This is a genomic window from Corynebacterium glyciniphilum AJ 3170 (assembly GCF_007673095.1).
In the GTDB taxonomy this organism is placed as follows: Bacteria; Actinomycetota; Actinomycetes; order Mycobacteriales; family Mycobacteriaceae; genus Corynebacterium.
The window spans coordinates 304,149-320,813 of record NZ_VDYZ01000002.1; the positions used below are offsets into that span (position 1 = coordinate 304,149).

Here is a 16,665-nt window from a genome sequence, read left to right on the forward strand (position 1 = left end):
TGTCCAGCCCCACCAGACAGCAACCCCGGAGGATGGTGTAACCAACCTCCGGGGTTGTTCCCTGCTCGGCACACATGCCACGACCGTGGGACCACGGTGGCACGTCACGTAGCGCTCGGTCACGACACGGTGGGAGCACCCTGCCGCGCACCCCGTCCCGGAACGCAGCAACCCCACAGGTCGGTCACACCAACCTGTGGGGTTGCTCACTCGACCCCGGGGGCCACGCGACTACATCCGGCGCCACTCCCCGACCACGAAGGCCTGGGCGACAGGCCCGTCATGCGACAGGCTCAGGTGCCAGACCGCATGTCCGTTGTCCGTGCTCCCCGGGGCCCCACCACCGAAGTGACGGCTCAGCGCCCCGTTCACCACGGAGGCGAGAGGCTCGTGCAGGCGGATGAACGGTCGACCCCAGCGGTCCTTGACCACCTCGATCTGTGACCAGTCCATCCGCGCCCCGGGGATCTCGTCCCCGGCCTCGGCCGCGGTCCACGCCTTGTAGAACGCCTCCTTCGCCGCCCACCGGGCAGCGAGGTGCTGTGCCTCGTTGCCACTGGTCTGCGCCTGCTTGGCGCAGGTGCGCCGTTCAGCCCCGGTGAAGGACGCGGCGAACCGCGACCCCGGCATCTCGAGCTGCTCGGCGAAGGACGGGATGTCGACCACGTCGATGCCGACACCGATCACGAAGGAGGATCCGGTCACCGCAGCAGACCGTCCTCACCGGCACGTGCCTCCGGGTCGAGCAGCATCGCCGGCTCCGCAGCGTCGATCTCGACCCCGTCGGCGAAACGACGGTGCTCGATCTCCTCGAACAGTGCACGGTGGCCCAGCATGCCTGCCTCACGGCGACGCACACCGGCGCGCAGGCGTGCCGACGCAGTGGCGACCCACTTCTCCGCAGCGTCCTCACCGAGCTGGTTGGCGACAGCCACCCGGAATGCCTCCGGGTGCACCAGCGCCATCAGCGCGGACACGTGACCGAAGCCCAGGGAGGTCAGCAGACCGGCCTTGATCGTCCGGTTGAGCTGCAACGGCTCACGCAGCCAGACCAGGTTCGGTGCGGACGCCATCTCCGGGTCCACGCAGTCCAGCGAACGGTTCGCCGGGATCCGCGAAGTCCGGAACATGTCCCCCAGACCCGCTGTCTGGAAGACGGCGGCGCCACCCTTGGCGTGACCGGTGAGCGTCTTCTGGGAGACGACGTACATCGGGTTGCCCTCGGTGCGGCCCATGGCTTTCGCCAGCCGGGTGTGCAGGCGGGACTCGTTCGGGTCATTGGCGTTGGTCGAGGTGTCGTGCTTGGACACCACGGAGATGTCGTCGGCGCTGACACCGAGCTTGGCGAGCTCCTTCGACAGCTTCGACCCCTGGCCACCACGTCCGGCGGCCAGCGCACCCATGCCCGGGGCCGGGATGGAGGTGTGCGCACCGTCGGCGAAGGACGCAGCGTAACCGACCACAGACTGGACGGGCAGGCCCAGCTTCGCCGCGACAGAGCCACGGGTCAGCAGGATCGTGCCTCCACCCTGTGCCTCGACGAAGCCGCCGCGGCGACGGTCGTTGGCACGGGAGTAGAAGCGCTCGTTGAGTCCCTTCGCGGCCATGGTGTCCGAGTTGGCCGTGGCGTTCATCGAGGCGAACCCGCTGATGGACTCCACGGACATGTCGTCGGTGGCCCCGGCGACAACGAAGTCAGCCTTGCCGAGCTTGATCTTGTCCACACCCTCCTCGACGGAGACTGCGGCGGTGGCGCAGGCGCCGACCGGGTGGATCATCGCACCGTAGCCGCCGACGTAGGACTGCATGGTGTGTGCGGCGACGACGTTGGGCAGGGTCTCCTGCAGGATGTCGGACGGGATGTCCTCCTCCAGGAAGCGCTCGACGAAGAGCTTGCGCATCGACGTCATGCCGCCGAAGCCGGTGCCCTGGGTCATGGCGACGTCCGACGGGTGGACGGCCTGCAGGATCTCTGCCGGGGTGAAGCCCGCCGAGAGGTAGGCGTCGACGGTGGCGACGAGGTTCCACACGGCGATCCGGTCGATGGCCTCGACCATGGATGCCGGCACACCCCAGCGGGTGGGATCGAAGTCCGTCGGGAACTGGCCGCCGACCTTGCGTGCCAGGGTGGCGCGACGGGGCACCCGTGCCCGGGCACCCGGCAGTCGGGTGACGGACCATTCGCCTGTCTCCTCGTCCAGGGTCGCCCGGGTGAAGTTCGGGTCGGCCTCGACGAAGGACTGGGCGTCCTCGGCGGAGTCCACGGAGAAGGTGACCTCACGGTCGAGGAAGATCTCTGCGGCGGCCGGGGTGTGGACGTCCTCGAGCGCGACGTCGTCGACGAAGGTACGCACGCCTGCACGGGCGGCGACCTCGTCCCGGTAGCGGGTGAAGATCTCCTCCTCGGGAACGATGTCGCCCTTGGCGTCGTACCAGCCGGCGACCGGGGTGTCCTTCCAGGTCAGCAGGCCGGTCATCCAGGCGAGTTCCAGCACACCGGCGGCGGTGAGTTCGACCGAACCATCGGCCTGGACGCCGTACTCGGCCTCGAAGCGGGTACGCCCGGATCCCCAGGCGCTGACCTCGCCGAGGCCCACGACCACGACCATGTCGTCGAGGTCGGTGGTGACCTCGCCCCACGCCTCATCCTGTGAGTCGACCGTATCACCGGCGACAGGCTGGGAAGCACGTACCGGGGACGGCAGGGCGTTGACGGTGACCGGAGCCTCGGCGGCCTCGGCTGCCGCGCCGTCACCGGCGGCGTCGAATGCACCGTCGGCCAGCGCCTGCTCACGCAGCTCCACCAGGTTGATCTTGTCCAGGCCACCGGTGAGGTCGGCGTCGACCGGGCCGATGGACGCGGCGGCGCGGATCTCGGAAGAGCACAGACGGACCAGTTCGCCGGCGATGTCGGACGGGGTCCACACACGCACGCCTGCCTCGACTGCGGCGTCGACCAGCGGGTCGTTGCCGCCCATCAGGCCGGTGCCCGAGACCCAGCCGATACGCGGGTGGGCGATGGTGACGCGCTCAGCCCACGGCTCGTTAGACCACTTGTTGCAGATGGCGTCGAAGGCGGCCTTGGTCTCACCGTAGGCACCGTCGCCACCGAAGGTTCCGCGGTTCGGGGAACCGGGCAGCACCACGTGCAGGCGGTGCGCCAGGTTGGCTTCGTGACCGATGCGGGACAGGGCGGTGAAGGAACGCTCCACACTCCACAGCAGCAGACGGGCCTGGGTCTCGGCGTTTCCGCCGGCGTCCTCGACCGTGCCGGAGACCGACGGCGCGGCGAAGGGCAGGAAGAGGTCAGGCACGAGAGCCGGCTTGACCAGCTTCTTCTCGGAACCGACCGTCTCGGTCTGCTCATTGCCGATCCAGTCGACCAGGGCGTCGATGTCCCGGTAGCTCGACAGGTTCGCCGGAACGAGCCATATCTTCGCTTCCGCCGACGCGTGCTCCCGGTAGAGCTTCTTGATGAACTCCAGGCGGGCGGCACTGATCCGGGAAGCGGTGATCACCACGGTGGCACCCTCCGCCAGCAGGTCACCGACCACGCCTCCGGCGATGGAGGCGGGGGTGACGCCGGTGACGACGGCGACCTGTCCGGCGAACTCACCGGTGGTCGTCTCGTCCCGGGCCGCTGCGGCGATGCTGGTGAAACGGGTCGCCAACTGGGCGTCTGCGGTATGCGTGGCCCACCAGTCGGCGTGCTTCGCGACGGTTTCACCGGTGCCGCGGAAGGTCGCGGATTCCGCGATCTCCTCACCGGCGGCGAGACGGGCGATGTCCTCACGGGCAGTGGCCCACCGGTCGTCGATGAGGATGGCACGACGGTCGTCGAAGACCGGGGCGACCTGCTTGGGCCAGGTCGCACCGAGCTCCTCGCTGACGGCCTGCAGGATAGCAGCGGTCTCGTCGGCCTCAGGGTCGCTGAAGGACGAGGACTCCGGGATGTCCAGGTTCAGGTCGTGCAGGATGTGCCGGGCCAGGTTGGCCAGCACACCCTCGTCGCCGGTGACTTCCTCGGCGAAGGCGTCGAGCGCCGCGGAGTCGACGGTTCCACCGCCGGCACCACCGGCACTCGGCTTCGCCACGGGGATGCCGTGGGCGGCACCGACCTGGGTGACCGCCTCGTCGATGATCGCGTTCACGTCGTTCATCGAGGTGGCGGAGGTCGGCAGGGTCGACAGGTCGCCGCCGCGTGCGGAGGCGCCGTCACGGGAACCGAGCAGGATCTGTGCGGTCGCGTGGTCGACCCAGCCCGGCCCGAGCTCCCAGGTGCCGGTGACGCGGTCGGCGATGGCGGTGGCCTTGGCCCCTGCGGAACCGAAGAGCTTGCGCAGCCGGTCCTTCACTGCCTCGCTGAGCACCGGACCGAAGGCCGCGTAGTTGTGCGCTGCCGCGTCCACGGTGGCGGACAGGGTCGTGACGTCGGCCTCGGCCGCGCCTTCGACACTGGACAGCCCCAGCTCGGCGGAGATGTCCATGAGCAGCTGGTTGAGCCGCGAGGACACACCGTTGGTCAGTGTGCCGGTCGTGTCGGCACCACCGATCTGCTCCGGGCGCAGCTTGTTGGCGTAGGCCAGGAGTGTCTTGATCGCGTCGGACGCCTTGTACGGCAGGTCCGCGGGACGCTCCACCGAGCCTGCCGGTGCCGGGGGCTCCGGGGTGGCGTAGCCCTCGTCGACGGCGGGCGACGGTGCGGAGGCGTCCGGGCGTGCCTCGGCGACCACGTCGCCGGTCGGGACGCTCTCGTGCTCCACCTCGGCCGGTTCGTCGACCGGGGCCTCGATGGTCTGGACGTCCTCGTGGTAGACCAGCTTCTCGTCGCGCTGGACGTTACGCACGGCGACGTCGGCACCGGTGAAGCGGGGCAGCTTGAGGGTCTTGGTGGCGAGGTTCGCCAGGGTCGGGGCGGCGCCGAGACCGATCTCGACGAGTTCCTCGATGTCCAGGCGGTCGCTGGCGAGCAGCAGGTCCTGGGTCTCGATCCACCTCACCGGGGAGGCGAACTGCCAGCAGAGCAGCTCGATGAACAGGGTGCGGGCGGCCTTGGCGCGTCCTGCCTCGTCCTTGGTACGGGCGTCCCAGTTGTCCAGGAGCTCCTGGGCGGGTTCGGCGGGGACGACGTCCAGGATGGACTGCACGAACTCGCGGGTGAGCTCGAACGGGCGGGCGACGAGGTTCGGGATGTAGCGTCCCTCGAGCACCTCGTGGTCGATGGTCTCCGGGAGCAGGTCGTCGAGCTTCTCACGGAAGTCCGGCACACCGGGGTGCAGGACCCGTGAGTGGAAGGGCACGTCGATGCCCGGGACCATCATGAACGATCCCTTGCCACCGGCTGCCGCGGTCCGCTTCGCCGCGTCCTTCTCCAGGGCGGCGAGACCGGCGACGGTACCGGCGACGGAGTACTGCTCGCCGGCGAGGTTGAAGTTCACGATCTCGAGGAACTCACCGGACTGCTCCGCCACGGAGTTGACGTACTCGACGACGTGGTCGTCGTCGACGCCGAACTGGTTGGGACGCAGGGCGCCCATCCGGTAGTTCGAGCGGCCGTTCTCGTCACGCGGGATGAGGTGGTGCATCGTGGAACCACGGTGGAACACGACCTCGAGGACGGTCTCCAGCTCGATGGTGCCGGCGTAGGCCGACAGGGCGGTGTACTCACCGAGTGAGTGGCCGGCGTAGTAGGCGTCGGCGACCAGTGCGTCGGCCTCCCGCAGCCGGGCGGTCTGCGCCAGCGCCAGCGTGGCCAGTGCGACCTGGGTGAACTGGGTGAGGTAGAGGACACCGTCCGGGTGGTGGTAGGTCACACCGTTGGCGGTCAGCGACGTGGGGTTGTCGCGGACCACGGTGAGGATGGAGAAGTCCAGGGTGGCGCGGGTGTGGGCGTCGGCCCGCTCCCAGACGGCGGCGGTGGCCTTGGAGGCGGCGCGCTCGTCCAGGCCCATGCCCTTGGACTGGATGCCCTGGCCCGGGTAGACGTACGCCGTGGACGGTGCGGCGGTGACCGCGGTGCCCTGGGACACGAGTTCGTCGTTGATCCGGCAGGTCACTTCGAGGAGCAGACCACCACCGGCGACGCGGCCGGTGCGCTCGACCTGGATGTCCACCGGGTCGCCCAGCTGGACGAGACCGAACATGCGGTAGGTCCAGCCGAGGATGTGGTGGCCGGAGCCGGCGGCGGACGCGGCGTGCTGGGCGGTGGCGGACAGCCACATGCCGTGCACCAGCGGTGCCTGCAGTCCGGCCACGCGGGCAGCGACGTGGCTGGTGTGGATCGGGTTGAAGTCACCGGAGACCCAGGCGAAGGGGGTCATCTCCGCCGGGGCGTTCACCCGGGTGCGCAGCAGGGTGGAACGCGGGGTGTCGGTGATTCCCCGGCCCTCCGCGGCGAGGCCGCCGGCCGGGGCCGGCTCGGCGGGCGGAGTGGTGCCGAAGGCGCGGCCACGGATGGCGAAGCGTTCGGTCTGCCGTCCCAGCAGGGTTCCCTGGTCGTCGTGCATGTGGTGGTGCACGGTGACGACACGTCCGGACGAGGATTCCTCGATGCCGGCGGCCCAGCTGGTCACGGTGATCTGGAACGGGGCACGCTCGGCGAGTTCCTCGGCGGAGACCTCGAGCGCCACGGTGTGGTCGAGGTGCACGGCGTTGAGCAGGCCCTCGATGACCGGGTAGTCGTTGACCATCGCAGAGCCCAGGGCGGCGTAGATCGCCGGCCAAGAGGTCCCCAGCAGGGCGTCCGGGACGATGGAGGCGCGCGTGGCACCGCCGCCGACCTCGGACAGGTCGCCCAGGCCGTCGCCGGTCACGCCGGAGTGCTCGGAACCGAGGGACTCGGTGAGGGTGAAGTTGTAGTTGAACGTGCCGAACGGTGCGGCCTCGGAGGTGGACCCCTCGACCTTCGTCGGCATGGCGGTGATCTCGTCACCGGTGACCGCGGTGTTGCCGACACCGGCCGTACCTGCCAGCAGGCCGTACATGGTGTCGGGCAGGCGCTCCTCGTCGACGACGGGCAGGCCACCGGTGATGCTGGTGGTGTCGAGGATCAGCGGGACGGGGAGGCTGCGGACAGCGTGGACCTGCGCGTCGCCACTGCCGGCGGCCGTGTCGTCCCAGAAGGTGTCCAGGTGCAGGTCGATGGTGACCTTGACGGGGTTTCCGTCGGAGCCGTCATTGACGACGACCAGGTCGTAACGGTCCTCGTCGATGACGTGGGCCGGGTTGTCCATGAGGTGGCCGGTCCACGAGATGTAGGGCACGGCCTTGAGGAAGGACTCGATGTCCTGCGCGTCCTCGGTACGGGACCACGCCGTAGCGGGTTCGCTGTCGGCGATGCGGGCGCGGCAGGCCTCCTCGAAGCGTCCGAGAAGGTCGGCGACGGGCTCGTTGACGGTGGTGATACCGGAGACGGACACCGGGCCCGGGATGATGCGGACCTGGTCGGCGGAGTAACGGTCGTCCTGGGCCTGCCACAGGCAGTCCTTGCCCCACCAGGCCAGCAGGTCCTCGTCGATGGCTGGGACGAAGCCCATGGGCTTCGGGTACTTCCGGCACAGGGCGATGAACCAGGCGGTGTCGAGCGGGGTCAGGGTGTCGACCTCGGCCGAGGGGTAGGCGGCCACGAGGGTCTTCACGGCGGCCTCGGGGTCCTCGGCGGACTCCACGGTCGGGAAGAGTGTCTCGACCGGGCCGTGCTCGGCGACAGTCAGACGCGCCTCGACGCGCTGCAGGAGCTCCTGGAAGCGCTGCAGCCAGGACGGGTCGACCCACGGGAAGCTCAGCTCGGCGAAACGACGGACGACCTCGGCGTAGGTCATCTTCTCCAGCTCACCGAAGTACGGCTTCGCCGTCTTGTTCATGGCCTCGATGATCTCGTCGCGACGGGCGTTGACCGCCTCGAGCGACCCGCCGACCTCCTGGATCAGGCGCATGCACTTCGCGGCCGAGTTGTCGATCTCGTGGATGTCGGCACGCAGGTGGGACAGGCCCGAGGTCGCACCACCGGCGGAGTTGCCGGGGGCGATCCAGCCGCCGTTGGGGGCGGTGAAGGCTGCACCGGTTTCGTCGGCGACGCCAGGGGTGTCGACGAGCAGCTGCTTGATCTCGTCGGTGGTCTTGGCCTCCTTGGTTGTCATGGCCGCGGTGCCGACGAGCACGCCGTCGACGGGCATGGACGGCAGGCCCAGGGCCACCGACCAGTCACCGGAGAGGTAGTCGGCGGAGCGCTCGGGGGTTCCGATTCCTCCGCCGACACAGAGCACGACGTTCTTCTGACGACGGATCTCCGCGTAGGTCGCGGTGAGCAGGTCGTCCAGGTTCTCCCAGGAGTGGTGGCCACCGGCGTGACCGTCCTCGACCTGGAGGATGATGCTGGCGCCGGTGTCCTCGATCTGGCGGGCGATGCCCAGCCCGGCACGGATCTGGTTGACGGTGCCCGGCTTCAGGGCGATGTGGGAGAAACCGGACTCGCGGAGCGCGCCGATGACCTCGGGGGCTTCGTCCGGCTCCGGGATGCCGGCGGAGATGACGACGCCGTCCAGCGGGGCACCGGACTCGCGGGCCTTGGAGACCACACGCTGGCCACCGAAGTGGAGGTTCCACAGGTAGCGGTCCATGAACATGGCGTTGAACTGCACGGCCCGTCCCGGTTCGAGCAGTCCCTTGAGCTTGGTGAGGTTGGCGTCGAAGACCTCGGCGGTGACCTGCCCGCCGCCGGCCATCTCCGCCCAGTAGCCGGCGTTGGCGGCTGCGGCGACGATCTCCGGGTCCACGGTGGTCGGCGTCATGCCGGCCAGCAGCACCGGTGAACGGCCGGTCAGACGGGAGAACGCGGTCTCCACGACCTGCCCGGTGGGCAGGTCCAGGAGCCGCGGAGCGTAGGTGGACCAGTCGACGGTGCGCTCGGGGTCCTCGCCGGGGGCGGCGAGGGTGTCGACGTCGTCGAGGCTGCCGGCGGCGACGATTCCGGCGCCGGAGCCCTCGATGAGGTCAGCGGAGATCCGGGAGGCGACGACACCGGGACCCAGGTCCAGGAACCAGTCAGCCCCCTGTTCGCCGCCGTCGCGGGCCTCGGTGACCTGGGAGACCCAGTCGATGTGGTCGGTGAGCACGGCGCGGGCGAAAGCCTCCGCGCCGGACAGGCCGCAACGCTCGGCCCAGGCCACGACCTGCTCGACCGCAGGCTCCATGGAGCTGTGGTGGAACGGGACGGTGACCTCGAGGTACTCGGTCTGGGGTGACAGCGGTGCACCGCCACGGGTCTTGGACGCGAGCTCGGCCGCGTCCTTCTCACCGAGCTGCAGGACGGTCTGCTCGACGACGCCCAGGTCGTCCGGGGTGCCGGAGAGGATGAACCGACGACGGCCGTTGTGGATGGCGACCTCGACGTCCACGCCGGCGTCGGCGATGACGGCATCGAGGTGGGAGCGCTCCAGGCCGCGGACGGAGAGCATCGGGGTGTGCTCACCGACGGCGAAACCTGCAGACCTGGTGGTCCGTGCCGCTGCGGCGCCGATGAGGCGGGCGACGGCGAAGATCTGGGCGTCGGAGAGCCCGTTGTCGTTGACGAGGGCTGCGCCGAGCACACCCTGGGAGTGTCCCAGCGCGGTGGCGCGTCCGGCGGCGACCGCGGCCGGCGCATCGTAACCGGCGCTCTTCAGCGCGGAGAGCTGGGCGTACTGCACAGCGGTGATGCCGGGCACCGACAGCGCCGCGGAGACGGGGGCGGAAGCTCCCGCTGCGAAGGAGCCTGTCCCGGCGAGCCGCTCGAGGGAGAGTGCACCTGCGGTGGCGGCGGTCAGTTCGGCGGCGACCGGGGCCAACAGGTCGGAGGAGGCGGAGATCAGCTCGCGGATCTCGCCGGCGAGGGTGGGGTCCTCGGAAATCTGCGCACAGGCGGGACGCCACGGGGTGGCCTGTCCGCCGAAGAGCAGGGCGGTCTTCTCGCTGCCGCCGTTCAGGCGCGCGAGGAAGCTGGAGGAGGTGTCAGTCATGATGTCCTTAATCACCCTGTCGGTCACAGGGGCCCGTTGGAGTGGAACTTGAAGTGGCGGCGGTCGCGGTCCTTGGTGCGCAGCGAACGCAGGGCGGAGGCGAGGGTGTCGCGGGTGTCAGCGGGTGCCACGATGCGGTCGATCTCGCCCGTCTCCACGGAGAAGTTCGGGTTGATGTTCTCGGCCTGGTATTCGTCGGCGAGTTGTTTGGTGTAGTCGGCCTTCTCCTCATCGGGGACGGCGGCGATGTCCCGGCGACGCAGGATCTGGACGGCGCCTTCGGCACCCATCACGGCGATCTCGGCGTCCGGCCAGGCGAAGGCGAAGTCCGCACCGATGCCCTTGGAGCCCATCACGATGTACGCACCGCCGTAGGACTTGCGGGTGATCATGGTGACCACCGGGACGGTGCAGTTGCCGTAGGCGTAGATGACCTTCGCACCACGACGGATGATGCCGGCGCGCTCCTGCTCGGCACCGGGGAGGTAGCCGGGCACGTCGACGAGCGTGACGACGGGCAGACCGAAGGCGTCGCAGCAGCGCACGAACCGTGCCGTCTTCTCCGACGCCTCGACGTCCAGGGTGCCGGCGTTGTGCATCGGCTGGTCGGCGACGACGCCGACGGGCTTGCCCTCGATGCAGGCGAATCCGATCACGATGGACCGGGCCCAGTGCTCCTGGACCTCGACGAACTCGCCGTGGTCGACCAGTGACTCGATGACCTCGACGACGTCATAGGGCATGCGGTTGTCGGCCGGGACGATGTCACCGACGCCCCGGGCGGCCTCGAGGTCCTCCTCGGTGGGCACGTAGTCGTAGGAGGGGGTCTCGTCGTTGCAGTTCTGCGGGAGGTAGTTGAGCAGGGCGCGCGCGTAGTCGATCGCGTCCTCCTCGTCCTCGGCGAGGTAGTGGGCGACACCGGAGACACTGTTGTGCATCTCGGCCCCTCCCAGGTCATCCAGGCTGATCTGCTCACCGGTGACGGCCTTGACCACGTCCGGACCGGTGACGAACATGTGCGAGTTCTCCTTCGGCATGATGACGAAGTCGGTCAGCGCCGGGGAGTACACGGCGCCGCCGGCACACGGGCCGAGGATCAGAGAAATCTGCGGGATGAAGCCGGAGGCCTCACACGACTTACGGAAGATACGGCCGTACCACGACAGCGCTGCGACGCCTTCCTGGATCCGGGCTCCGCCGGAGTCCAGCAGGCCGAAGCAGGGAACGCGCTCGGCGATGGCGCGGTCGATCAGGTCGGTGATCTTCTGGCCTTCGACCTTGCCGAGGGTGCCTCCGCGGATGGAGAAGTCCTGGGCGTAGATGGCGACGGTCCGGCCGTCGATGGTGCCGAAACCGGTGGCGACGGCGGAGCCGAGGAATCCCTCGGCGGGGTCGCCGCCGAAGAAACGACCGAACTCCACGAAGGAGCCCTCGTCGCAGAGCATGTCGATGCGCTCACGGGCGGTCATCTTGCCCTTGCCGTGCTGGAACTTCTGCGCCTTCTCGTCGGCGGCTGCGGCGAGTGCGTCGTAGTCGACGGACGCCTTCGCGGCGATCTTCTCGACCTTGGCGGTCTTCTCGGGAGCGGTCATTCCGCGGCCTCCTCGGTGTTCTCGGCGGTGTCAGCGGTGTCGATGTGCAGCAGCGTGTCGCCGGCGTTGACGTTCTGGCCGACCGCGACGTCGATCGACGCGACGGTGCCGCCGGCCGGGGCGTGGATGTACTTCTCCATCTTCATCGCCTCCAGGACGATGACCACGTCACCCTCGTTGACCGTGGATCCGGGCTCGGCACCCATGCGCACGACGATGGCCTGCATCGGGGACTGCAGCGCGCCCTCGGCGGTGAGTGACTCACCGGTGGTGGCCACACCGGCGCCTGCGGCGTCTCCGCCACGACGGCGGGAACCGCGCCGCGGCTGGCTGCGCCGGGAGCGGGCCCCGAGTTCCTGGCCCTTCTCCCCGAGGCTGCCGAAGCCGCTCTGCATCATCGAGCCGAGGCTCGCGAGCCCCTCGGGCAGGGTGATCCGGTGGCGACGGCCGTCGATCTGGGCGGTGAAGGTACGCAGCGCCGCAGCGATGCCGCCTTCCTCCTCGGCCGCGGCATCCTGGCCGAGCTTCTCCAGGTCCACGTCGGGCAGGAAGCTCGTCTCCAGCCACCGGGTACGGACCCGCAGGTCACGGTGGCCGTTGGTGCCGTCAAAGTCGGGGTGGGCCATGATCAGGTCCAGCACCGGAGTGGAGGTGGCGATGCCCTTGATGGACAGTTCGCCCAACGCGCGGCGGGCGCGGGCGATCGCACGGGGACGGTCCGGGCCGGTGACGATGAGCTTGGCGATCATCGAGTCGAACTCCGGCGAGACCTTGTCGCCGAGCCGGACACCGGTCTCGATCCGCACACCGTGGCCGGCCGGCCACTCGAGTTCCTTGATCTTGCCGGCGGTCGGAGTGAGGTCCTTGGCCGGGTCCTCGGAGGTGATGCGCAACTCGATGGAGTGGCCGCGGACCTCGGGAACTTCAGGGATGGTGCCGCCGTCGGCGATGGTGAGCTGAGCCTCCACCAGGTCGAGACCGGTGACCTCCTCAGAGACGGTGTGCTCCACCTGGAGACGGGGGTTGACCTCGAGGAAGAACAGCTCGCCTTCCTCGGTGAGCATGAACTCGCAGGTGCCCAGGCCCACGTAGTCGGTGTGGTCGAACAGGGCCTTGGACCATGCGTTCAGTGTCTCCACCGCGCCTTCGGGGAGGAAGGGGGCCGGAGCTTCCTCGATGACCTTCTGGTGGCGACGCTGCACCGAGCAGTCGCGGGTGGTCACCACGGCGAAGTTGCCGTGGGAGTCACGCATGCACTGGGTCTCGATGTGGCGTCCCGAGAGGATGAAGCGTTCCATGAAGAACTTGTCCAGGTCACCGCCGGCCATGGCGTGGCCGGCGGCGAAGGTCTTCAGGTCCTCCGCCGTGCGGATGACCTCGATTCCACGTCCTCCACCTCCGTCGGAGCGCTTGAGGACGATCGGGTAACCGTGGGCGGCGACGAAGTCGTCGACCTCCTCCATGGACTGCACCGGGTCGGTGGTGCCGGGAACCGGCGAGACACCGGCCGCCAGGGCGGTACGACGGGCACTGATCTTGTCGCCGAGCTGTCGGATCGTGTCGGCGGCGGGGCCGAGCCAGATCAGTCCGGCGTCGACGACGGCCTGGGCTGCGTCGGGGACCTCGGAGAGGAAGCCGTAACCGGGGTGCACGGCGTCTGCCCCGGAGCGCTGGGCGACGTCGATGATCTTGGCGATGTCGAGGTAGGTCTCCTGGAGTGTGGTTCCCTCCAGGGAGTACGCGTCATCGGCCAGGGCGACCGCAGGTGAGTCGATGTCCTGGTCGGAATACACGGCGACGGACCGTAGGCCGAGGTCACGGGCAGTCCGGACGACACGTGCGGCGATCTCGCCACGATTGGCCACGAGGATGGTGGACGGCATCGGGCTCCTTTCGGAGAGTCGGTTCATGGAGGCTCATCACGAGCGGGCCCGGACATGGGTCGGGCACGGGTCGCGTGAATAGGGATGAACTCTAGGAAGCGCCCCGGACTGCTCCGACTCATTCAGTTCTGCACATATACATGCCCCACCCCCGTGACCGATGACGGAGCACCCCTCATGTCGGGAGTTTCCTTAGGTCAACAAGCATTTCCCCACACCCGGCCCCCGTGGGCCGACGGCCACCCCCGTGACCGCCTCCGACGACCACCCGACCAGCGACATGTGCGCTGCGTCACTCTATGCGGACACTATTACGGACATAGTGATTATCAGATTGTCGTCCCCCAAACGAAACAATCTGAATGACCGTAAGACCAGCGGCTACTTCTCCCCCAATTTCCGTGTGGAGAGGAACATCGGAACCTGCCCTGCCACACGGGCCCACCCGCCGATCTTCATGAGCGCGCTCCTCTTCTCGGACTTCTGCCAGTCCAGGGCCATCTTGATGTTGCCGGGCCATACACCGAGCAGAAACAGCGTGGCGGGCGTCGCCGAGGCCGCACGGGTGGACGGATTGGCGATCGCCGCCGCGAGGGCGAGTTCCACGACCCCACTCCCCCACGTCCAGTACTTCCGCTGCCCGGGAAGTTCCTCCGGAACCAGGGAATCGTAGAACCGTCGCTGCGCGAAGTGCAGGACGCCCGCACCGCCGAAGACAGTCGCCCAGACGGCGGCCCGGGCCGTCGCCCGGCTGCTCTCAGATGTAGTCATGCGGCTCAGGCTACGCCGCCTGAAGCCCTCCGTCAGCGGTATCAGCGGACGCAACACAAGACAGACCAGGTCGCGACTGTTAACGTTAACAGGCACCCCCATATGTGTTAATGTTAACGCATGCGGAAGCCCATCGACTCCCCGTTCGTCCCAGGATCTGATGCGATTCCACAGGTCTGGGCCGGCCGAACCTCCGAACTCAGCGATTGGTCGGATATCCTTCGCCCACGCAGGCTATCAGGACAGTACGAGCGGGGCCGTACCATCCTCGGTGAAGCTGGCCTCGGAAAATCGGCGCTGATCAACCGTATTACCCGGCGTGCCACAGAAGCGGGCGACTGGGTGACTCCTCAACTGAGGATTCCTGACGGGACCGACCCGATGAAGAAGCTTGCCTCCGCTCTGCTCGACCTCGCAGATCAGGCGGGTCTGTCGAAACGCGCTGACAAACGAACCGGCGAGTTGATGCAGCGAGTACAACACGTTGCTGCTGCAGGCATCTCCGTATCACTGCGGGAGGCTCCCGGCGGACAGGAAGCCTACTCAGTACTTACTGAGCTTATTGTCGAGATCGGTGAAGCTGCTATTGACCGCAACGTGATGGTCATGATCCACCTCGATGAAGTGCAGAACATCACTGACTCCGCGACCCTGTCCCAGATCCTCACCGCGCTCGGAGACGCTCTCGCCCACGAAGTCACGGTGACCACTCCAGACCGGCGGCAGATCAGGCGCTTTCTGCCGATCGCTGTCTACCTCTCCGGGCTACCGGAGTTTGAGGATCTGGCAACAGCGCGTCAGGGGGCGACCTTCGCCCGACGGTTTCAGACTACGATTCTGCGACCGGTAACTGAGGACGAACTCAACCACGCCCTCCAGATGTTCGTCACAGAAGGTTGGCCGGTGGCGGAGGACAACGGACGTACCGGACATGTGTACATGGACCCCGAAGCCCAGCGCGCGATCACCGAAATCTGTCATGGCGAGCCGTTTCTGTTCCAGCTCGCCGGCTCCGCCGCCTGGTATGCCGACACCACCGATGTCATCACCCGCAGTGACGTGTTCACCGGGTGGCGTTCCGCAGAACCTGAGGCGGAGTCGCACGTTGAACGTATTCTGGACCGTCTACCTGCGCGGGAGCGCGAGTTCATCGAGGCGATGGCCGCCATGGAACCCGAAGACCGCACCGCGACAAAGATCGCCGCTGCCTGTGGTTTTCCGGCAGCATCGAACACCGGGACTTTCACGCGCCGACTCGACAGGGTTCGCGGGATTCTCAGCCGGGGCAAGCCGTACACGTTCCGACATCGGGCGATCGAGGCTTTCCTGACCTCGGAGTGGCCGTACATGGACGATACAGAGAGATAGCACACCTGCGGGCTCATTCCCGAGGTGGCGAATAACGTCAGCGGATCGCTGTGCGTCCCTCGAAGGCACGCGACAGCGTCAGCTCGTCGACGAACTCAAGGTCTCCACCCATCGGGATACCGGACGCCAACCGTGACACGGTCAGGCCGGGGAACTCCTTGAGCAACCTCCCGAGGTAGGCGGCGGTCGCCTCCCCTTCGGTGTTGGGGTCGGTGGCGATGATGACCTCGGCGATGTCGGGGGCGTCGGCGACAGTACCGTCGGCGGCCACCACATCGTCGACCCGTCCCCCGATACGCTGCACCAGCGCAGTGACGTTGAGCTCCTTCGGACCGACGCCGTTGAGCGGGTCGAGGGCACCGCCGAGGACGTGGTAGCGCCCGTCGTACTCGCCGGTACGCTCGATGACCTGGATGTCCTTGGACTCTTCGACGACGCAGACGATCGTGGCGTCCCGGGTGGAATCCGCACAGATCCGGCAGACTTCCTCCGACGACACGTTGTGGCAGATCCGGCAGTACCGAACGCCCTTCTGCAGGCGTGACAGAGCGCCGGTCAGCCTCTCCAGATCCTCCGGCTCTGCCTGGAGAAGGTGGAAGGCGATGCGTTGAGCGCTCTTGGGTCCCACGCCCGGCAGGCGGGAGAACTCGTCGATGGCGTCCTGGAGGGGACCTTCGAACACGGTGGTCGCGACCCTAGAAGCCGAGGCCGTCGAGGCCCTGGGAGAGCGGGCCCATCTTCTCGTTCGAGAGACTCTTGAGGTTCTCACCGGCGTCCTGGTACGCCCCGATGATGAGGTCCTGGAGGGTCTCGACATCCTCCGGGTCAACGACGGACGGGTCGATGCTCAGGCTCTCGACCTCGCCGGAACCGCGCAACGCGACCTTGACCAGCCCGTTGCCGGCGGTCCCCTCGACGGTGGAGGCGATGATCTCGGCCTGCGCCTCCTGGAGCTGCTGCTGCATCTGCTGGGCCTGAGCCATGATCTGGTTCATGTCGGGCTGGTTCACGGTGATTCCCTCCGCTGTTCGTACAGGTCTGTGGTCATTGCATGGG

General features: G+C 68.0%; 8 protein-coding genes. 1 reads left to right on the plus strand and 7 read right to left on the minus strand.

Annotated features, from left to right (window positions below; genetic code table 11):
• Positions 1-231: 231 nt before the first annotated feature.
• From acpS to FS507_RS03410, 5 genes are all read right to left on the minus strand, one after another.
• Positions 232-705, minus strand: a complete 474-nt coding sequence (gene acpS, locus FS507_RS03390) for a holo-ACP synthase AcpS (RefSeq protein ID WP_145941397.1) — start codon at positions 703-705, stop codon at positions 232-234.
• A complete protein-coding gene (locus FS507_RS03395; protein ID WP_145941398.1) occupies positions 702-9,995 on the minus strand; it encodes a type I polyketide synthase in 9,294 nt (3,097 codons plus the stop codon). Before FS507_RS03395 ends, acpS begins: the two co-directional genes overlap by 4 nt.
• A gap of 23 nt (positions 9,996-10,018) precedes the next feature.
• Positions 10,019-11,587, minus strand: coding sequence for an acyl-CoA carboxylase subunit beta (locus FS507_RS03400; protein ID WP_145941399.1), 1,569 nt, complete (start codon positions 11,585-11,587; stop codon positions 10,019-10,021).
• Complete coding sequence (locus FS507_RS03405) at positions 11,584-13,470, minus strand: acetyl/propionyl/methylcrotonyl-CoA carboxylase subunit alpha (protein ID WP_145941400.1); 1,887 nt, start codon at positions 13,468-13,470, stop codon at positions 11,584-11,586. Before FS507_RS03405 ends, FS507_RS03400 begins: the two co-directional genes overlap by 4 nt.
• Positions 13,471-13,851: 381 nt before the next feature.
• Positions 13,852-14,241, minus strand: a complete 390-nt coding sequence (locus FS507_RS03410) for a DoxX family protein (protein ID WP_145941401.1) — start codon at positions 14,239-14,241, stop codon at positions 13,852-13,854.
• A gap of 381 nt (positions 14,242-14,622) precedes the next feature.
• Here FS507_RS03410 and FS507_RS03415 point away from each other — a divergent pair, with 381 nt between their 5' ends.
• Positions 14,623-15,609 carry an ATP-binding protein gene (locus tag FS507_RS03415; RefSeq protein ID WP_260853139.1) on the plus strand — a complete coding sequence of 329 codons (987 nt, stop codon included), beginning with the start codon at positions 14,623-14,625 and terminating at the stop codon, positions 15,607-15,609.
• Between the two features lie 37 nt (positions 15,610-15,646).
• Here FS507_RS03415 and recR read toward each other — a convergent pair whose 3' ends face one another.
• Together recR and FS507_RS03425 are read right to left on the minus strand one after the other, a co-directional pair.
• Positions 15,647-16,291 (minus strand): recombination mediator RecR, encoded by a 645-nt coding sequence (recR, locus tag FS507_RS03420; RefSeq protein ID WP_145941403.1) that lies wholly within the window; start codon positions 16,289-16,291, stop codon positions 15,647-15,649.
• 13 nt (positions 16,292-16,304) lie between these two features.
• A complete protein-coding gene (locus tag FS507_RS03425) occupies positions 16,305-16,619 on the minus strand; it encodes a YbaB/EbfC family nucleoid-associated protein (protein ID WP_075813885.1) in 315 nt (104 codons plus the stop codon).
• Positions 16,620-16,665: the final 46 nt, after the last annotated feature.